The sequence below is a fragment of the Marinobacter maroccanus genome, assembly GCF_002933275.1.
GTDB lineage: Bacteria > Pseudomonadota > Gammaproteobacteria > Pseudomonadales > Oleiphilaceae > Marinobacter > Marinobacter maroccanus.
Window position 1 is genome coordinate 14508 of the sequence record NZ_PSSX01000006.1, and the last position, 19038, is coordinate 33545.

Annotated in this window: 19 protein-coding genes; 8 read left to right on the plus strand and 11 right to left on the minus strand. The window is 59.3% G+C overall.

Translation table 11 applies throughout. The annotated features are described in order from the left end of the window. Positions 1-111 precede the first annotated feature (111 nt). From KEHDKFFH_RS08780 to KEHDKFFH_RS08805, 6 genes are read left to right on the plus strand one after another with little or no spacing between them, the layout of a single operon-like run. Positions 112-2094 carry a TonB-dependent receptor plug domain-containing protein gene (locus tag KEHDKFFH_RS08780; RefSeq protein WP_241956469.1) on the plus strand — a complete coding sequence of 661 codons (1983 nt, stop codon included), beginning with the start codon at positions 112-114 and terminating at the stop codon, positions 2092-2094. Between the two features lie 37 nt (positions 2095-2131). Then, positions 2132-3256, plus strand: a complete 1125-nt coding sequence (locus KEHDKFFH_RS08785; protein ID WP_104321577.1) for an HmuY family protein — start codon at positions 2132-2134, stop codon at positions 3254-3256. Between the two features lie 4 nt (positions 3257-3260). Continuing rightward, the gene (locus KEHDKFFH_RS08790) at positions 3261-4334 is read left to right on the plus strand and encodes a hemin-degrading factor (RefSeq protein ID WP_104321578.1); all 1074 of its coding nucleotides are present in this window, start codon (positions 3261-3263) and stop codon (positions 4332-4334) included. Then, on the plus strand, positions 4331-5185 hold the full coding sequence (locus KEHDKFFH_RS08795; protein WP_241956470.1) for a heme/hemin ABC transporter substrate-binding protein: 855 nt from the start codon (positions 4331-4333) through the stop codon (positions 5183-5185). Before KEHDKFFH_RS08790 ends, KEHDKFFH_RS08795 begins: the two co-directional genes overlap by 4 nt. After that, the gene (locus KEHDKFFH_RS08800) at positions 5175-6212 is read left to right on the plus strand and encodes a FecCD family ABC transporter permease (RefSeq protein WP_104321579.1); all 1038 of its coding nucleotides are present in this window, start codon (positions 5175-5177) and stop codon (positions 6210-6212) included. Before KEHDKFFH_RS08795 ends, KEHDKFFH_RS08800 begins: the two co-directional genes overlap by 11 nt. Continuing rightward, positions 6212-7033, plus strand: a complete 822-nt coding sequence (locus KEHDKFFH_RS08805) for a heme ABC transporter ATP-binding protein (RefSeq protein WP_104321580.1) — start codon at positions 6212-6214, stop codon at positions 7031-7033. The genes KEHDKFFH_RS08800 and KEHDKFFH_RS08805 overlap by 1 nt, the downstream gene beginning before the upstream one ends. On the opposite strand, the gene trmL is transcribed toward KEHDKFFH_RS08805, so the two are convergent. The 5 genes from trmL to traF all read right to left on the minus strand — a co-directional run bounded on the left by trmL (position 6991) and on the right by traF (position 12142). Beyond that, positions 6991-7455, minus strand: coding sequence for a tRNA (uridine(34)/cytosine(34)/5-carboxymethylaminomethyluridine(34)-2'-O)-methyltransferase TrmL (trmL, locus tag KEHDKFFH_RS08810; RefSeq protein WP_104321581.1), 465 nt, complete (start codon positions 7453-7455; stop codon positions 6991-6993). The genes KEHDKFFH_RS08805 and trmL overlap by 43 nt on opposite strands. A gap of 5 nt (positions 7456-7460) precedes the next feature. Next, positions 7461-8639, minus strand: coding sequence for an acetyl-CoA C-acetyltransferase (locus tag KEHDKFFH_RS08815; RefSeq protein WP_104321582.1), 1179 nt, complete (start codon positions 8637-8639; stop codon positions 7461-7463). A gap of 125 nt (positions 8640-8764) precedes the next feature. Then, positions 8765-9511, minus strand: coding sequence for a pteridine reductase (locus KEHDKFFH_RS08820; RefSeq protein ID WP_104321583.1), 747 nt, complete (start codon positions 9509-9511; stop codon positions 8765-8767). A gap of 9 nt (positions 9512-9520) precedes the next feature. Continuing rightward, entirely contained in the window at positions 9521-10642 is a 1122-nt protein-coding gene (locus tag KEHDKFFH_RS08825; protein ID WP_104321584.1) for a tRNA nucleotidyltransferase/poly(A) polymerase-related protein, read from the minus strand. Positions 10643-10819: 177 nt separating this feature from the next. Beyond that, entirely contained in the window at positions 10820-12142 is a 1323-nt protein-coding gene (traF, locus tag KEHDKFFH_RS08830; protein ID WP_104321585.1) for a conjugal transfer protein TraF, read from the minus strand. Positions 12143-12390: 248 nt separating this feature from the next. Here traF and KEHDKFFH_RS08835 point away from each other — a divergent pair, with 248 nt between their 5' ends. Both KEHDKFFH_RS08835 and KEHDKFFH_RS08840 read left to right on the plus strand, forming a co-directional pair. Next, a complete protein-coding gene (locus tag KEHDKFFH_RS08835) occupies positions 12391-12939 on the plus strand; it encodes an LPP20 family lipoprotein (protein WP_104321586.1) in 549 nt (182 codons plus the stop codon). Positions 12940-12957: 18 nt separating this feature from the next. Next, positions 12958-14163, plus strand: a complete 1206-nt coding sequence (locus tag KEHDKFFH_RS08840) for a flagellar assembly protein T N-terminal domain-containing protein (RefSeq protein ID WP_104321587.1) — start codon at positions 12958-12960, stop codon at positions 14161-14163. A gap of 12 nt (positions 14164-14175) precedes the next feature. Here KEHDKFFH_RS08840 and KEHDKFFH_RS08845 read toward each other — a convergent pair whose 3' ends face one another. The 6 genes from KEHDKFFH_RS08845 to sufC form a co-directional block, all read right to left on the minus strand. Then, positions 14176-14646, minus strand: coding sequence for a SufE family protein (locus KEHDKFFH_RS08845; protein WP_104321588.1), 471 nt, complete (start codon positions 14644-14646; stop codon positions 14176-14178). Then, on the minus strand, positions 14647-15189 hold the full coding sequence (sufT, locus tag KEHDKFFH_RS08850) for a putative Fe-S cluster assembly protein SufT (protein WP_064227552.1): 543 nt from the start codon (positions 15187-15189) through the stop codon (positions 14647-14649). It lies immediately after the preceding gene. A gap of 79 nt (positions 15190-15268) precedes the next feature. After that, positions 15269-15622, minus strand: coding sequence for a HesB/IscA family protein (locus KEHDKFFH_RS08855; protein WP_104321589.1), 354 nt, complete (start codon positions 15620-15622; stop codon positions 15269-15271). Between the two features lie 13 nt (positions 15623-15635). Further along, positions 15636-16889, minus strand: coding sequence for a cysteine desulfurase (locus tag KEHDKFFH_RS08860; protein ID WP_104321590.1), 1254 nt, complete (start codon positions 16887-16889; stop codon positions 15636-15638). A gap of 6 nt (positions 16890-16895) precedes the next feature. Further along, positions 16896-18182 carry a Fe-S cluster assembly protein SufD gene (sufD, locus tag KEHDKFFH_RS08865; RefSeq protein WP_104321591.1) on the minus strand — a complete coding sequence of 429 codons (1287 nt, stop codon included), beginning with the start codon at positions 18180-18182 and terminating at the stop codon, positions 16896-16898. 12 nt (positions 18183-18194) lie between these two features. Beyond that, positions 18195-18968 carry a Fe-S cluster assembly ATPase SufC gene (sufC, locus tag KEHDKFFH_RS08870; protein ID WP_104321592.1) on the minus strand — a complete coding sequence of 258 codons (774 nt, stop codon included), beginning with the start codon at positions 18966-18968 and terminating at the stop codon, positions 18195-18197. Between the last annotated feature and the right edge of the window lie 70 nt (positions 18969-19038).

Here is a 19038-nt window from a genome sequence, read left to right on the forward strand (position 1 = left end):
CAAAAATTCCAGCCCGGGCATTGATATAAATCTAAAATCAAACGATAATCGTTCGCACTAAGATCTGGGTCGTTTGGTTGGTTTATGTATTCTCGAATATCACATCTATCTTTGTCCTGCGCTTCCCTCATCGCCATGGTCTCCACGGCAACACTCGCCGACAGCCGGCCTGCCGGTTACCTGGATGAGCTTGTTGTCACCGGAACCCGCAGTGAGCGTCAGTTGCTGGACACCCCGGTGCGGACCGAAGTGGTTGCCGCCGAAGAGCTTGAGAAAACCCACGCTCGCAATCTGAAAGAGGCTCTGGAAAACGTGCCGGGTTTGCAGCTCCGGGAGATCCATGGCAAGCCCGGTTACGAGGTCTGGCTTCAGGGAATCGAATCCGAGCGTGTGCTGGTTCTGATCGATGGTCTGCCAATGACGGCCACCACCGGATCGACGGTGGACGTCAGCCAGTTGGCCGTGCTCGATATTGAGCGGGTGGAAGTGGTCAAGGGCGCTGTCTCTGCCCAGTATGGCAGCTCCGGTATCGGTGGTGTGGTTAATGTCATTACCCGTCCGCCGGCTTCCGGGCTCTCCGGCCAGTTCACCACCGATGCCGGTACCTATGGTGACCAGAATCCCTCGGGCGATGAAGCCGACCCCGCGCGATATTCCGCCCGAGCCACGGTCCAGGGAGGTAGTGAACAGCTGGCCCTGCGTCTGTCCGCATCTCACCAGCATTCCGATGGCATCGATCCGGAGCCGAAGACCTGGGCCCGACCGGGTGATGAATACGATCGCACCGATCTCAGCTTCCGCACCGACTGGTCTCCGAACGGGAATCACCGGCTGAGCGCTGCAGTCGCCCGGTTCGAGGAGGAGTCCGGGTCACGTTTCACCGAGCGCAACCCGCCTTTTGTGATCAATCAGGGTAAGGATGAAACAGTCACCCGTACCCGCTATACCCTGTCTGGAGATCATGGACGCAACTCCGATCTGCGTGCCGGCTGGTCCGCCGTCCATGAGATTCTCAATGACGATACCCTGAAGTATACCGGCAGCGGGGTCTTTGATGACCGTCGTGCCGAATCCACTCTGTCCCGTTTTTCGGCCCATCTGGGCAAGCCGATTGGGCTCAGTCACCACCTGCAGGGCGGTGTCGATTTCAACCGTGAAACGCTCGAGCAGACCAAGGACGGCGCTTCCGAGCTCGGTGCGGAACCTCGCCGACAGCGAGGAAGCCAGGAGGCCTGGGTTCAGGACACCTGGATGCCCACTGAACATCTTGAGCTGGTGCCCGGCGTCCGGTTCCAGAATGACTCTGACTTCGGAACCCACACGGCTCCCAAGATCAATGCACGTTACGACCTGGTCCGAACCGATTCACTGACGGGCTTTCTGCGTGCTGGCGTTGGCGCCGGATACCGGGTGCCAAATCTGAAGGAAAGGTACTTCACCTTTGACCACAGCCAGCTTGGCTACATCGTGCAAGGGACTCCGGATCTGCAACCGGAGGAGTCCGTCAGCTATCAGTTTGGAGGGGGGCTGTCCTGGAACCGGTCTGCATGGCTGGAAGCAAACGCCTTCCTCAATGACATCGAGCAGCTGATCCAGACCTCGCCGGATACCGAGGCTACCCAGGCGCGGAACGACGGCGTTCAGGTTTTCTCCTACGAAAACATTGCCGAAGCAAGGACCTGGGGGCTCGAGACCACGGCTGGCTGGGAACCTTCCGAGCACTGGCGGCTTACCGCCGGCTATACCCTGACCCGAACCGAAGATGGTGCAACAGGCAATGAGCTTAATCGCCGTCCGAGGCACCAGGCGCGTCTCGGGCTGGATGGTCCGCTTGGGCTGGCCGGCCTGTCCTGGAGTGCGCGGCTTCGGTACCAGAGTGAGGAGTTCGTGGATGCTGCCGTCGGAACCGAGTCCCCGGGGTATACAACGGCCGACCTGAAACTGAATTACCGGTTTTCAGGCCAGCTCCGACTGTTTGCCGGCGCCGACAACATCACCGACGAACAGCGCGATTTTTCCAATGCCAGTGAAGATTTCAGACCCGTTGCCGGGCGCTTCCTCTACGCCGGGCTCACGGTTTCCTTTGGCGAATGATGCCTGACCACCAAAAAACGATATGAAGGAGATATCCATGGATCTTTTTGATACCAGACCCCCGGCCATTGTGCTGGCCGCCCTGGCTCTGACGGCCTGTGGCGGAGGCAGCGACAACTCGATCGCGGAGGACGATGCGGATAACGTGAGCAGGTTTTCCGAGCAGTTGATGCCCGCGGCAACTGAGACCGTCTATCTGAATCTGGAAACCGGAGCGATGGTGGAAGAAAGCGACGACTGGCACATCGCTGCCAACCGTTTGAACTTCAAGTTGAACAGTGGTGCTTCCGGAAATGGCAACGTTGTCGGCGCGCTGGCAATTCCCCAAGACGATTTCTACGACAGTAATGGCGATCCCGATGCCAATGTGTTCACCAACGCGACCGCCAACTCCGAGGAGGAACATTTGTTGGGCATTCTCGAAGAGCCGGGGAGCTGGCAGGAGGATGCCTTCGCCAGTGCGTTTGGATCTTCAGATACCTGGTCTCAATACGACTTTGCCACGGGTGTGATCAGCGAGGCCGAAGATGTTGGCTATCTGGTGCGCTCTGCTGAGGGAAACAGCTATGCCCGTATGCGGGTTGTCGACTTCAATTTTCCGACCCGCGAAGGGCAGGGGATTGAAGGTTTCACCTTCGAGTTTGACGTGCAGGCCTCCGGCGCTTCGGGATTCAGTAACACGGCAATAACTTTCACTCCGCCTGCAAGCTATGAAGGCGGCGACGCATGTTTCGATTTTGATTCGGCTTCCGTTGTTGATTGCGAAACCAGCGAAGCCTGGGATGTCCAGGTCGGCTTCTCCGGTCGCGACTGGTACCTGAAATCCAACAGCGGGGTATCCGGCAACGGCAGTGGCGGGGCCTCGGACCCGATGACCTGGCAAGAACTTGCCGACACTCAAAGCGATCCGGGTGTTCCCCAGCTCTACAACACGGACTCAACGGGCGGGGTACTCACGGATAACACCTGGTGCGCCTACAACCTCACCGATCAGCACAAGATCTGGCCGAACTTCCGGACCTTCCTGATCAAGGCGGATGCCGATGATCCTGAGTCGACGGTCTGGGCGCTGCAGATTGTCGGTTACTACGACCAGAACGGAACCAGTGGCAAGCCCACGGTGCGTTGGCTGCCCGTTGAACTTCAGCAGGCGCAGGAGTAATCCCATGCAACAGACAGCGATGGCACCAGGCACGGCAACCGATTCGCTCGCAGCGCGCTGGCGGACACTGCAAGAAGCAGAGCCGAATATGAGGATCCGTCAGATGGCGGATAAGTTGGGCGTGAGCGAGATGGAGTTGGTTCGGCTGCGTGGCGGCGACGCACTGATTCCTCTCAAGGACAATTTCGGGGATCTTCTCAAGGCCCTTGAAAGCGTTGGCCCGGTCATGATTCTGAGCCGCAACAACGAAGTGGTCCATGAAGTGACCGGCACCTTCAAGGATTTCACCAGCGGACGGTCTGGAGCCATGGGCCTGGCCGTTGGTGAGATCGATATCCGCGTCTTTTTCAAACACTGGGCCTATGGCTACCGGGTGCAGGAAAAGGTTCGCTCCGGGTTGAGGGAGAGTCTGCAGTTCTTCGATCAGTACGGGGCTGCGGTCCACAAAATCTACCGGGTTGCCGATACCGATGGTGAGGCATGGGAGCGCCTGGCCCGTTCCTTCGCAGATCAAGAGCTGCGGCCGTTCAAACCTCAGGGCGCGCGCCCGGTTCCTCAACGGGTGGCGCCAGAAGCGGTCAACACAGAGGTTCTTCGCGAGGGTTGGCGGGAGCTCAAGGATGTCCATCATTTCGGTGCGCTTCTGAAACGGGCCGGCACTGATCGGCTGACGGCGCTGGAGCTGTTGAGAGGCGAATGGGCGACCGAGCTTGAGCGTACCGATGGCGACGTGTTGGAACGGCTACTGGAGCTGCTTCGGGATAATCAGTGCCCGGCCATGTTCTTCGTCGGCAATCCCGGAATCGTACAGATCTTCACGGGCAAGGTGGCGAATCTGCGCCGCACCGGTCCCTGGATGAACGTTCTGGACAGCGGGTTCAACCTCCATGCCAACACCGAATCAATCCGGTGCTGGTGGCTGGTCCGGCGCCCCTCTGCAGACGGCATCATCACCTCTGTGGAGGCCTTCAATTCCGACGGCGAGCTGGTGCTGACCGTGTTCGGTGAGCGCAAGCCTGGCATCCCTGAATCCGAACTCTGGCGGGAGCAGGCGGCGACCCTGGAGGCGTTGTCATGATATCCAGGCTTCTTGTGTGGCTCCTGTTGGCTGCCGCGTTCGGGTCTTCTGCCCAGGCGGGGGATTCGCCGCGGGTTGTGACGGCTGACGGAGCGATCACCGAGATCGTATACCGACTTGGGCTGGAGTCGTTGCTGGTCGGTGTGGACACCACCAGCGGGTATCCGGAACAGACCGAATCTCTGCCCAAAATTGGCTACCTGCGGGCGTTGCCTTTTGAAGGAGTGCTGGCCCTGAAGCCGGATCTGCTGATTACCTCGGAGCAGGCCGCTCCGGCAGAAAATCTGGAGCGCCTGGCCAGGGCCGGTGTTCAGGTTGAAAAACTGCCTTCGGCACGGACGCCGGAGGCTGCGCTGGAGCGGATTGTGACTGTGGGTGGATTACTGGGTGAGGCGGAAAAGGCAGAAGTCCTGGCCTCCGAGCTCCGGTCGAAGATCAACCGTATTCAGCAGGCATCGGCAACCCGGGGAAACCCGCCGACGGTGCTGTTCATTCTCGCTGCCGGAAATCACTCCGTGATGCTGGCGGGGGAGGGAACCTCCGCTTCTGCACTGCTGGATGCTGTCGGTGCGGTCAATGCCGTGTCCGGGATCCAGGGCTATAAGCCGGCCAACCGGGAAGCCATCCTGGCCTCCCGACCGGATGCCATTGTGATTGCCGAATCCACGCCGGGCCAGTTCGAGATCGGTTCCTGGCCGGAGGTGGAGCGTCTCGACGCCTGGCAGAGCGGGCACCGGCTGGTGGCAGACGGCATGCTGCTGCTGGGTTTCGGCCCGCGGCTGCCCGATGCCATGGCTGCGGTAAACGAAGTCTTACCTGCACCTTCGAACGTGGCAGCCAATGATTCGTGACGCCGCGGGCCGCTTGGGTTTTGCGCCGTCACTGGTGGTCGCGTTATTGGCCGCTGCGCTTGTTGCTCTGGTGTCTATCACCAGTGGAGCTTACCCGCTGGCACTTGGGGATATCCTGAGCGTGATCATTGGCCGGGAAGCGAGCGATCCGGTGGCTTCGATGGTGCTGCTGGAAGTGCGGATGCCGAGATTCCTGCTCGGCTTTCTGGTTGGAGCTGTGCTGGCAGTCTCCGGGGCCCTGCTGCAGGGGCTGTTTCGCAACCCACTGGCCGACCCGGGGCTGATCGGGGTCTCCGCCGGCGCCTCCCTGGCTGCCATTGCGGTGATCGTGCTGGGTAATACCTGGCTGGGTGGCTGGCTGGCCATGACCGGCGAATGGGCTTTGCCCATCGCCGCCTTTCTCGGAGGCAGTTGCACGGTGCTGCTGGCCTGGCGCATTGCCAATCGATCGGGACAGACCGCCGTGGCCACCCTGTTGCTCGCTGGTATTGCGATCAACGCCGTGGCTGGCGCTGCCACCGGGTTGCTGACCTTCTATGCCAACGACGAAGAGCTGCGTTCGCTGACCTTCTGGACCATGGGCAGCCTCGGCCACGCCGGGTGGGATGATCTGCTGGTTGGCGCTCCATTCATGCTGCTGGCGTTACTGGCCGCCCCCTGGCTGGCCCGTCCGCTGGATGCGTTTCTGCTGGGAGAATCCGTGGTCGGGCACCTGGGATATCGCACCGATACCGTCAAGAAGGCCGCGATCCTGGTGGTTGGCCTTGGGGTGGGAGCCGCCGTTGCGGTCAGCGGACTGATCGGGTTTGTTGGCCTGGTGGTGCCCCACCTCGTGCGCCAGTTGCTTGGTGCCAGTCACCGGGTGGTGTTGCCGCTAAGTGCTCTTGTGGGCGGCACACTTCTGGTGGCTGCGGATTCCCTGGCAAGGGTGGTGGTAGCGCCGGCGGAACTGCCTATTGGCCTGATGATGGCACTGATCGGCGGTCCCTTCTTTCTGGCGCTTCTGTTGAGAACAAAGGTGATCTGATGGTTCTTTGTGTTAACAACGTCAGTGTCTCTCTGGAGCGTTCCCGGATTGTCGATGGCATTGATTGCCAGCTGAAGGCAGGGGAGCTGTTGATGCTCCTGGGCCCGAACGGCGCTGGCAAGTCGACTTTGCTCAAGGCGATCAGCGGCGATCTCCCCTACGGCGGCAGCGTGACGCTTTCCGGCCGGGAACTCGGGCAATGGCGCCCGGAACGGCTGGCCCGTCAGCGTGCGGTAATGCCCCAGCGGGTGGAGGTGAATTTCCCGCTGACGGTCGAGGAGGTTGTACAGCTGGGGCGGCCTAAAATTGCGTCAGGCAGAAGCGACCTGGTGGTCGATGAGCTGATGAACGAGCTGGATATCGGTCACCTTAGGCACAGACTGGTGCCAGGTTTGTCCGGTGGTGAGCAGCAGCGGTTACAGCTGGCGCGGGTGTTGGCCCAGATCATCGACAGCCCGGGTGATAGATTGTTGCTGCTGGACGAGTGCACATCCGCCCTGGACCCGGCGCATCAGCAGATGGTACTGGATCTGGTGCGCCGCCTGGCCAAGGCCGAGGGCATGGCGGTTCTGGCGGTTGTGCACGATCTGAACCTCGCGGCCCAGTTTGCGGATCGGCTGCTGGTGATGAAGGCGGGCCGACTTGTCCACGAAGGCTCGGCGCGAGAGGTACTTACGCCTGAACTGCTGGACACCGTCTACGGCTTCACCGCGAGAGTAGTCGAGCTGGAGGAAGGCTACCCAATGGTGGTGCCACGGCGCAGAGGGCCATCCAGCGCTTATACCGCGCCCGTGAATCCCAGCTGCCGCCAGGCCTCGTAAACCACCAGGGCGGCGGTGTTGGAAAGATTCAGGCTGCGGCTATCCGGTTGCATTGGAACCCGCAGGCGATGTTCAGGCAGCAGACCCTCACGAACATTGGCGGGAAGGCCGCGGGTTTCCGGGCCGAACATCAGGTAGTCTCCATCCTGATAGCTCACCTGGTGGTAGTGGGTGCTGCCTTTGGTAGTCAGCCCGAACAGGCGTTCGGGCTGCTCGCTGGCCAGGAAGTCCTGGTAGTTCCTGTGGGTCTTCACCTTGGCGTACTCGCTGTAATCCAGCCCGGCCCGCCGCATCTGTTTGTCCTCCAGGTTAAAACCCAGCGGTTCAATCAGATGCAGCTGACAGCCGGTGTTGGCGCACAGCCGGATGATATTGCCGGTATTTGGCGGTATCTCCGGCTCGTACAGCACAACGTGGAGCATGAAACTCAGCGCTCGACGGCCAGGGCAACGCCCATGCCGCCACCGATGCACAGTGTGGCCAGGCCCTTGTGAACATCACGGCGAACCATCTCATGCAGCAGGGAGACCAGAATGCGGCAGCCGGATGCACCAATTGGATGGCCCAGGGCAATGGCACCGCCGTTCACGTTTACCTTGCTGGTGTCCCAGCCCATGTCGCGATTCACGGAAATGGCCTGGGCGGCGAAGGCTTCGTTGGCTTCCACTAGGTCCAGATCATCGGTGCTCCAGCCTGCAAGTTTCAGGCAGCGCTGGCTGGCCGGAATCGGGCCGGTTCCCATGATGGTCGGGTCCACGCCGGCGTTGGCATGAGCCTTGATAGTGGCGATCGGGGGCAGTCCCAGTTCCTTGGCCTTCTCGGCACTGCAGACCATCACGGCGGCTGCGCCATCGTTCAGGGACGAGGCGTTGCCGGCGGTGACAGTGCCGTCCTTCTTGAAGGCCGCACGCAGTTTGCCCAGTCCCTCGGCAGTGACGCCGTCGCGGGGGCCTTCGTCGCGGTCAACGACAATCGGGTCGCCCTTACGCTGGGGAATGGAGACCGGGACAATCTGGCCATCGAAGTAACCGGCCTCGAGAGCGGCGGCGGCCTTCTGCTGTGACGCAGCTGCGAATTCGTCCTGCTCGTCACGGCTGATGCCGTATTTCTCGACGATGTTCTCGGCGGTAATGCCCATGTGGTAATCGTTGAAGGCATCCCACAGGCCGTCCTTGATCATGGTGTCCACCATGGACCAGTTACCCATCCGCTGGCCGTTGCGGCTGTTGGGCAGCACATGGGGCGCCTGGCTCATGCTCTCCTGGCCGCCGGCAATCATCATCTCGGCATCGCCACAGCGGATGGCCTGGACTGCCATATGCACCGCTTTCAGACCGGAGCCGCAGACCTTGTTGATGGTCATGGCGGGCACCGACGCGGGAATGCCGGCGTTGATGGCAGACTGGCGAGCCGGGTTCTGGCCACAACCGGCGGTAAGAACCTGACCCAGCACCACCTCGTTGATCTGATCGCCGGCGACACCGGTTTCTTCCATTAGTGCCTTGATGACGGCAGTTCCCAGCTGGTCTGCGCTCAGGCTGGAGAGGCCTCCGCCAAACGTTCCAATGGCTGTACGGCGGGCGGCAACAATAACGACATCACGCATGGGAATTCTCCGGATCAGTAGCGCGCGCGGGACTGGGGCCGACGCGTGCAGGATTGAAAACTGCCCGCATTGTATCCGGAAAGCGGCGCCCGGCCAAAGAGCAGGCCTTGAGCGAGCAGAGTGCGCTACATATTCAGGCTTCGGCCGCCATCAACAGAGATGATCTGACCGGTGATGAACGGCGCATCGCAGATCAGGAACGCTATGGTTTTGGCGATATCATCGGGGTTGCCAGTGCGGGCCAGTGGGGTCTTTTGGAGAATTGCCCGCTGAGCGGATGGATTCATCTCCGCTTCGCCTTCTGGCCAGAGGATTGCGCCTGGCGATACGCCGTTCACCCGCACGTCCGGCGCCAGGTCTTTTGCCCAGGAGCGTGTCAGTGCGGCCAGGCCGGCCTTGCTGGCGCAGTAGAGTGGGTGGTCGTCGATGGGTTTTTCGCTGTAAATATCGATCAGATTTACCACGCTGCCCTGGTTTCGCCGCAGTTCGGCCAGACACGCCTGAAGCAGGAAAAATGGGGCCCTGAGGTTGGTGTTCAGGATGGTGTTCCAGTCGTCTTCGGTGGCGTCCGCTGTCGGGGTGGGGGAGAACACGGACGCATTGTTCACCAGCGCGTCCAGTCGGCCCCAGTGTTCGACGGCATCACTGGCCAGCCGGTATACGTCAGCTGTCTGGCTCAGATCCCCATGAAGGGCGCAGGCGGAGTCTGGTCGTTGTCGGTTCATCTGCGCAATCAGTGAGTTCGCCTGCTCTTCCCGGCTCCGGTAGTGAATCACCAGGTTCCAGCCTCTTTCGTGCAGTGTCCGGGCAGTCTGTGAGCCAAGACGGTGGGCTGCGCCGGTGACCAGGGCAACAGGCGTGGTGGACGGCATGGTGCCTCCTCAGTGGTTGATCGGGGCGACGGCGTCGCCGATGCGTTTCAGGCGTTCAGTACGGATCGCGCTGCCCAGTTCCTTGCCTTTGTAGCCCTGCGCCAGGAGGGCCTTCGGGTCAACGCCGGTAGCCGCTTTCGACGCGGTTCGAAGCAGGTTTAGTGGGCCGGAATCGCTGGGCAGGGCGCATTCGAGCACGTTCAGCAGTTGCGAAAAACGGTCCGGGCGGCGCCAGAAATCCGCCTGATCCAGCAGGTCCAGCAGCGCCTCGGCTTCAGGGTACTGCGGATCGACGTTCCGGATCTGCGGCGTAAAGGCAGTAACAAGTCGCGCCAGGTTCTGGCAGTCATTGGGGGCTTTCAAGGCTTTAGCCCGTGGCAGCGCAACAGAGTCGTCCAGGGGGGACAGGAATGCCGCAAAACGCTCTTCCGTCTCGGCGTCGGATTGGTCGTGGACGCAGCCAAGTGCCGCCATCGCGAGTTCGAACACCTTTTCTGGTGCTATTTCCGGAATAAGAACCTCAAGGGCCCCGCAGTCACGGAGAACTTCAAAGAAGGCCCGGGGCGCCTGTTCATGCAGCGCCCGCTGGAATTCCTGCCAGACCCGTTCGGGCACCAGGTCGTCCACTTCTCCGCTATCCACCATGCGCTTCATCAGGGCCATGGTCTGGTCGCACACGGTAAATCCCAGCGGCTGAAAGCGGGCTGCGAACCGGGCAGTGCGCAGAATTCTCAGGGGGTCCTCGGCAAAGGCTTCCGAGACATGCCGAAGCTTGCGATCTTCTATGTCTCTGAGGCCTTCAAAGGGGTCTACCAGATCGCCGTCTTCAGCTTTTGCCATCGCATTGATGGTCAGGTCCCGGCGCTTCAGATCCTGCTCAAGGGTGACGTCGGGCGCGCTGTAAACAGTGAAGCCGTGGTAGCCGCGCCCCTGTTTCCTCTCGGTACGAGCCAGGGCATATTCTTCCCGGGTTCGGGGATGCAGAAAAACGGGAAAGTCCGCACCCACCTGCTTGAATCCGTTGGCAAGCATTTCTCCGGGGGTTGCACCGACCACCACCCAGTCCCGGTCCTTGACCTCAAGGCCGAGTAATTCGTCACGAACGGCACCGCCAACCAGATAGGCCTGCATGAAATGTCTGATTCCTTTCGTGGAGTGTGTCGGTGGATTATCCGGTTCCCGGGCAGGGCAGGCAAACCTGTGGCGAAGTTCGCCATAAAAAAGCCCGCCCGGGATTGCCTGGGTGGGCTTTGATGGATGGTGGGGTCAGATGAAAATATTTCATCTGACCCCACTTTCAGTGCTTGCTCAGAACGCGGTGCCAAGCTCCAGGGCGGCGCCCACATCGGCATCGCTGTAAAGAGCGCCAATATCGAGGCGGACGCCAACAATATTCAGGCCAAGACCGGCGGTGAACTGGGTTTTCTCTTCAATGCCGTCGTTGTCTTCGTTGCTGGCCAGATTGTGGCGAACACCGACACGCAGCTGGGCGTAACGGAAGGCGTCGAATTCGGCACCGAGGGCTGCCCATTGAGTGTCGTCCTCAAAGCCGAAGGCTTCTTTCTTGGTCAGGTCAATTTCTGCGGTGACCACATGATATTCGCTCTTGTGGGCAATACCTGCGGTGGCCATGGGATTGAGTTCTAGCGTTCGGACTTCTTCTCCGAGCTCCGGGCGACTGGCGGCAGAGTCCAGCTCCATGGGAATGAGGTTTTTGACTACGATGCCCGCATTCCACTGTTTCTCATCGCCGAATGCGTAAGCCGCGCCGATATCCAGGTTGAAGCCGCTCTTGTCGGTCTGGTACTGGTCGCCGTCGAATTCGTCATCCTCAAATCCGGAGACAGATTCCGTGTATTGGAAGGTACGGAGCTCGACGTATTTCGGTGAAAGCCCCAGCTGGAAGCTATTTCCGTTGGAAAGCTCGAATTGGCGGGCGAAGGAAACGCCCACTTCACCAACTGCCGACGCGAGAATCCTGCCTCTGGAGTTAAACAGAATATTTCCGTCCTGATCGACCGCAGCGTTGTCGATTACGTTCTCCACGTCGCCAACATTGCCGGTTTCTGAGGCTGCAACAATATTATCGAGCAGTAATCGGTCATCATTGGAGAGCTCGCCGCGAACGGTGGCGGTGAGGTTTGCGTTGGTAAAGACGCCAACAGAAACAGACTTGCTGGGAACTGCCAAGGCGATACCTAAGCCAGCATTGGCGCGCATGGTATCCCTGTCGAAATCCACCAGACGGTCGCGAAGGTCCCCGGCAGTTAATGCCAGTGAGTCGGCATTGGCCGGGCTGGGATCAATTTTGAGTTGTGACACCAGTTGATCAAATTCGTCGATCACATCCTGGATATCATCCACCTGATCAACCGTCTCTTCCTCGTCCGCTGCCCGTACATTCAGGGAAGGCAGCGTAAGCCCGAAATCGTCGTTCCAGCTATGATGATCCGCAGCCATCATGGCCGGGTTTTCCGCAGGGGCGTCAGATGGCGCTGCAACAGCAACCCCGGTGCCGCCCATGGCAAAAGAGCGGGCCGACATAAAAGATTGTGGGCTGGCCAAGGCAGAGGAAGTGGCAATGGATAGGCCAATGGCGACAGAAAGTTTGGTCAGACGATGTCCGGTCATGAAGAATCCTGTTGTTTAAAAAGGCAAAATAGATATTACGTAGCTGAAAGGTTAATGCAGAACGTTTGCCGGTACATGACGCATGGGGTAACGGTTTGTTTTTGATGTGTAAACAGAGGCAGTTTTTTGCCGCATACCGATATCAGAAAGATCCGGCTTGGCATTGTTGATCGGAATATCAGTGGCTTAGAAAAACTGGCGTAATTCTTTCATGGAAAGCCGGAAATGATGTTTTCTGGAGACACGCAATGAACCTTCGCTGGATACTCATGCCTCTGCTGGCAACAACGGTGGCTGCCTGTGCGCCGGTTGGCAGTTACCAGGGTGATAACGGCAGTCAGTCCCGTCCGGATACCGAGCTGGAGCCAATCACAGTTCGGGTGAGTGGCCTTGGTACCTACGAGGATGTTGCGGTCGATCGTTCGAATACCCGCAAGCGCCTCATGGCTCGGCGTGCCTCCCAGCTGGATGCCTACCGGAACCTGGTTGAACGGGTATACGGCACCGTGGTCTATGGCAGTTCCACCGTTAATGATTTTGTTCTGCGCAATGACATGTTCAGAACCTACGTCGACAGTTACATTCGCGGCGCCAAGCTGGTGGCAGTCAATGAGCACAGCGACGGCGTGTTCGAGACCGTGATGGAACTGAAGCTTGAGCCACGTTTCCGGGCCTGTGTGGCCAAGGTCGCTGATGATCAGGTGCAGGATCTATGCCCGATCCCAATGCCGCAGGAAAATGACAGCGTGGGCGATGTCCAGAGCAAGGGCGTGGATTCCCTGTATTACCTTGATTGATCGAGAGTGTTGAGAACTATGAAACGCTTGTTGCCACTGGTCTTGCTCGGGTCTCTGGCCCTTGTCCTGGTTTCCGGCGCCCATGCCGTTGTTCTGGAGGGCGTAGGCCACGCCAATATCCACAACGGAGATCTGGAAGCCGCCCGGGCTGAGGCCCGCAAGGCCGCGATCCGGGACCTGTCTCTGCAGTATGAGGCCCGGGTAAGCACGCACGACACTATGGAAAACGGCGTTATCACCGAGTCCCGGATGGATCTGGCGTCAAGCGCCAGGGCCCGGAACGTACGGATAATTGATGAGTACCAGAGCGGCAACCTGTTGAGGGTGATTGTCCGCGGAGATATCAGCGAGAGCCGCAGTCAGTGTGGTGCGGGCGTTGCTGGCCGACTGAAAAAGCGGGTCGCGGTAACCGGCTTCCCGATGCTTTATCCGGACCAGGCCAGAGTAGGGCGTATTGACGATGCCGGCGAAATCTTGCCGCAACAGCTTCAACAGCGTCTGGTGGCCCAGGGCGGGCTGCAGGTTTTTGGGGCTACCACTTCCCGAATGTTTACTGACCTGCTGAATGCACCGACGGTTCAGCAGAGCGACAACCGATTGAGCAATGTTCTCGAACTGGCCCGGGAAATGGGCGTGCAATTCGTGGTAACCGCGGTTATTCGGGATCTTGGCGTTGCTGACCCCTCGGCGTGGGGCACTTCCGTACTGGACAGGATTCAACGGGGTATTGGGTTAGTGGATCAACGGCGTCGGTTTGCGGCGGATCTCATTATCTTTGACGGATTCAGTGGTGCTCCGGTTTACCGGCAGCGGTTTGCTACAGCGGCAGACTGGAATGCCGGCCCCGGCAGTTCAGCCGGGTTCGGTTCAGCGGGTTTCCAGAAGACCGCCTATGGTCAGTCAGTCAATGGCGTTATCGGGGAAATGGCGGCGGCTGTGACCGAGGCGCTGGCGTGTCAGCCCTTTATTACCCGGATAGCGCGGGTGGACGGCCACGGGGTGACGCTGGAATCGGGTGCCACAGCGGGGCTCCGGCCAGGTGACGAGCTGAAACTTTACCGGAGCACTCGGTATCTCGAAGCGCCTGAGGATTCGCCGGAATTGCAGGACAGCGGAGTTGCAGTAACGCTTGATAAGGTACAGCCTCACTTCAGTCGAGGCACCATACCGCAGCTAGGCGGCATCATTAATATCCAGCGGGATGATATTGCGATTATCTGGTGAGGCTGGCGGATATCAGTTGCTGGCGCCGGCCACTTGGGCGGCTGCAATATCCCGGATTTTGCCGACCATGGCCCGAAGCCCGTTGCCACGGGTCGGCGAAATATGGCGAAACAGATCCAGTTGCTCAAACAGCTCATCGATGTCTGTGGCCAGCAGGTCCCTCGGGGTTTTGCCGTTGAGGGCGACCAGGATGATGGCGGCCAGCCCGCGGACAATCATGGCGTCCGAGTCAATCAGCAGGTACAGGCGGCCACTGTCTTCGTCATAGTGGTGAATCAGCCAGACCTGGCTCTGGCAGCCGTGAACATAGTTTTCCTCAACCCTTGATTCTTCCGGGAAGGCAGGAAGCTGCTTGCCCAGATCAATGATAAAGGCGTAACGCTCTTCCCAGTCGTCAAGCAGTTCAAAGCCATCCAGAACGTCTTCGAGGGTGGTGTCTTTACCCAGGGGGTTGTTCAGAAAGGTCTGTTCACTGGCAGTCATTTACAGCATTCCCAGTTCGAGTTTGGCTTCGTCGGTGAGCATATCGTTGCTCCAGGGCGGATCGAAGGTCAGTTCAACGGTGACCTTGTCCACGTTGGGAACGTGCTCGAGCTTGGTTTTCACATCTTCGGTAATCACCGGGCCCATGCCACAGCCGGCGGCGGTCAGGGTCATCAGGACGTAGACATGGTTGCCGTCTTCGGTGCCATTTTCAATCTTGCAATCGTAGATCAGGCCCAGATCGACCACGTTCACGGGAATTTCCGGATCGTAGCAGTTCCGCATGGCTTCCCAGACCTGGTTTTCGTTCACCGTGCCGTCTTCAGGGGTGTCGAAGCTGCTTTCCAGGGGTTTCTTGCCGAGCGCGTCGGCATTGTGGCCTTCAATCCGGGCGAGATTGCCGTTCACGGCGACCGTGAAGGTGCCGCCCAGTGACTGTGTGATGGTCACAAAGGTGTCCGACGGAATCATGATTTCGGTTCCGGAAGGAACAAGGCGGGCTTCCACCTCGCGTTTGGTCAGGACCACTTCCCTTTCTTGCATGCCTGTTCGGGCCTCGCTTTTTTCAATCTTTGGTGTCGGATTACGCTGCGCTAATCCGACCTACATGTTCAGTGAGGGATTACGCTACGGTAAAGCTCTCGCCGCAGCCGCATTCTGCGGTGGCGTTCGGATTGCGGAACTGGAACATGGAGTTCACGCCCTCAGTGACAAAATCAATCTCGATGCCGTTTACCAATGGTAGGTGTTCCTCTTTAACGAAGACATCAACGCCATCAATGTGGAACACCTTGTCGTCGGCTGCGACGTCTTCCACCCATTGGGTTTCGTATTTGAAGCCGGAGCAGCCACTCTTTTTGATGGCCAGCCGAATGCCCTTGGCTTCCGGCTTTTTCTCCAGCTGTTTGCGCACGTGCTTGACCGCGCTGGGCGTCATGGTGACGGCAACGGTCGGGGTGAAGACTTCGGCTGTCATGATTCCACCTCCATCAGGCAAACAGACGCTGGACTTTCTGCAGGGCGGTAAACAATGTATCCACCTCGTCCAGTGTATTGTAGAACGCGAATGACGCCCGGGCTGTACCGGGAACTCCATAGAAATCCATCAACGGCATGGCGCAATGGTGGCCGGTGCGGATCGCAATACCCTGCTGATCCAGCAACGTGCCTATATCACTGGGGTGCAGGCCGGCAATTTTAAAGGACATGACAGGCACTTTCTGTTTTGCGGTGCCGATGATTTCCATGCCGGGGACCGTTTCAACCAACTGGTTGGCCCGCTCAAGCAGGGCGGCCTCGGCCGCTTCCATGGCGGAGCGGTCCAGGCCGTTCAGGTAATCGATGGCCGCTCCCAGCCCAACCGCCTCGGCAATGGCCGGGGTGCCGGCTTCAAATTTGTAGGGCAGGGTGTTCCAGGTGGTCCGCTCGAAGGACACCAGTTCGATCATCTCGCCGCCGCCCTGATAGGGAGGCATTTCCTCCAGCAACTGGGCCTTGCCGTAGAGTATGCCAATACCGGTCGGGCCGAACAGCTTATGTGAGGAGAACACGTAGAAGTCACAGCCCAGGGCCCGAACATCCGGCTGGTAATGTGGTACCGCCTGGGCGCCATCCACCAGGGTAATGATGCCATGGGCTTTTGCCTGTTCAATCAGGGCCGCGACCGGGTTCACCGTGCCAAGCACATTGGAAACGTGGGTGATGGCCAGTACCCGGGTTTTTTCATTGAGCAGGCTGGTAAAGGATTCCATGTCCAGCTCGCCATCCGGTGTGACCTGAACAGGAACCACTTTCGCACCTGTGCGTTCGGCAATCATCTGCCAGGGCACGATATTGGCGTGGTGCTCCATGTAGCTCACCAGAATCTCGTCGCCCGCCTTCAGGCGCGGAGCCAGGCCATTGGCAACCAGATTGATGGCCTCGGTCGTACCACGGGTCCAGATGATCTCCCGGGTGCTTTCGGCATTCAGGAAGCTGCGGACCGTCTCACGGGCGCCCTCGAAGGCGGCGGTGGCCCGGTCACCGAGTGTATGGGCGCCGCGATGAACATTGGAGTGCATCTCACGGTAATACCGATCCATGGCTTTAAGCACGGCCTCCGGCTTCTGGGCCGAGGCACCATTATCCAGATACACCAGGGGTTTACCGTTCACCTGCTGTGACAGGATCGGGAAATCCCGGCGAATCGCGTCCACATCAAAAGTGGTACGCTTGGCGGTGCTTGCCACGGACAGATCGGTCATAACCGGTTACGCCTCCTGGAATGTCTGTTCGAAGAAGTGGTTCAGCCGGCCCTGGACCGTCTCCCGCACTGCTTCAACCGGAATCTGCTCGACCAGCTCGTTGATAAAGGCCATGGTGAGCAGGACGTTGGCCTCGCGTCGGCCGATACCCCGTGAAACCAGATAGAACAGCGAAATCTCATTAAGCTGGCCGATGGTTGCGCCGTGGGCACACTTTACGTCATCGGCGTAGATTTCTAGTTCCGGCTTGGTATCGATTTCTGCCCCGTTGGACAGCAGCAGGTTCTTGTTGTTCATATCCGCATTGGACTTCTGGGCGTCCTGATGGATATGAATCCGGCCATTGAAAACCGCATGGGACTGATCTGCTGCAATGTTGCGATAGGTCTCCTCGCTGTTGCAGTGGGCAGCCACGTGCTCAATGGTGGTGTGGTTGTCGTAGTGCTGCTTGCCCTGGGTAACAACCACGCCGTTTAGCTTGCACTCGGCGCCTTCGCCTTCCAGCCTGACCTGAAGGTCGTGCCGGCGCAGGGGGCCGCCAAAGCCGACCGTGTGGCTTTCAAAACGGGAGCTGCGCTGCTGCACGACGCCGGTGGAGCCGATGTGCTGAACATTCTCGCCTTCCATATTGAGGCGGATGCTGGTGATGTTGGCGCCTTCGGTTACATTGAACTCGGTAACGGTATTGACCATCACCTGGGCCGAGCCGCTGGAGATATATTCCTCAACGAGGGTAATCTGGCTGTGTCGACCGGCATCCACGAAAATACGCGGGAAAGCGGAACCGCTAGCCTCAGCCGTTACTTCGTGAACAATGAACAGGGGCTGGTCGAGTACGGCTTCCGGCTTGAGGCGAATCAGAAGGCCGTCTTCAAAACGCGCGGAGTTCAGCCGGGCCATCTGGACCGCCTTGTTGTCCAGGGTGCTGTCCAGACGGTCCGCCAGGTCACTGGCTTCCTCGTCGCTCAGATCACTGAAGCTCTGAATGCTGATGCCGTCGAGATCCGGGTATTCGCAGGCTTCCGGCATCATCACGCCATTGAGAAACGCGACCTTGTAGCCGGGCACCGCCAGGCTGCTGCCGGTCTTGCCTTCCGCCGGCAGGGAAATGGCCATGTCGTCGGTCAGCTTCAGGTACTTGCTGGAGTACTTCCAGTTTTCGGTTTTCCGGGTCGGCAACGGCATGTCGACCAGTGCGGTTCCCCGTTGCTTGCGCAGGGCGAGCAGGGGCTTAGGCAGTGACTGACCGGCCGGATACAGGAACGCGGTGGAAAGCGTGGGTGCTGGTTTCATTCCGCGAACTCCTTAATTGACTGAACTGTCGGCAGTTTCTTCATCCTTGATGCCCAGCCAGCCGTAGCCGCGTTCTTCCAGCTCCAGGGCCAGTTCGCGGCCGCCGGATTTGATAATCTTGCCGCCAGCCAGAACGTGCACGTAATCCGGCACGATGTGGTTCAGAAGACGCTGGTAGTGGGTCACCATCAGGATGGCACGGTCTTCCGCACGCAACGCGTTTACGCCGTCAGAAACAACCTTCAGGGCATCGATGTCGAGGCCGGAATCGGTCTCGTCAAGAATTGCCAGCTTCGGCTGCAGCAGCAGCGCCTGCATGATCTCGTTACGCTTTTTCTCACCACCGGAGAAGCCTTCGTTGACACCCCGCTTGAGGAACGCCGGATCCAGATCCACCTGTTTGGAGATCTCTTTGGCGAGCTTCATGAACTCGGCCGCGTTCATCTCATCCTGACCCTTGTGCTGGCGCATGGCGTTCACGGCGGTGCGCAGGAACTGCAGGTTGCTAACGCCGGGAATTTCCACCGGGTACTGGAAGGCCAGGAAGATGCCTTCACGGGCGCGCTCTTCGGTTTCAAGTTCCAGCAGGTTCTCGCCATTCAGGGTGATCTCACCCTCGGTGACTTCAAATGCTTCGTTGCCTGCAAGCACCTGCGACAGGGTGCTCTTACCAGAGCCATTGGGGCCCATGATGGCGTGAACTTCCCCGGCCTTGATTTCCAGGTTGATGCCCTTGAGGATTTCTTTGCCCTCAACGGATGCGTGCAGGTTCTTGATGCTCAGCATTTGTAGCGTCTCTCTCATTTAACCGTCTGAATTCTGTTGCTTGCCCCTGACTCGGGGAGTCAGCCGTCCT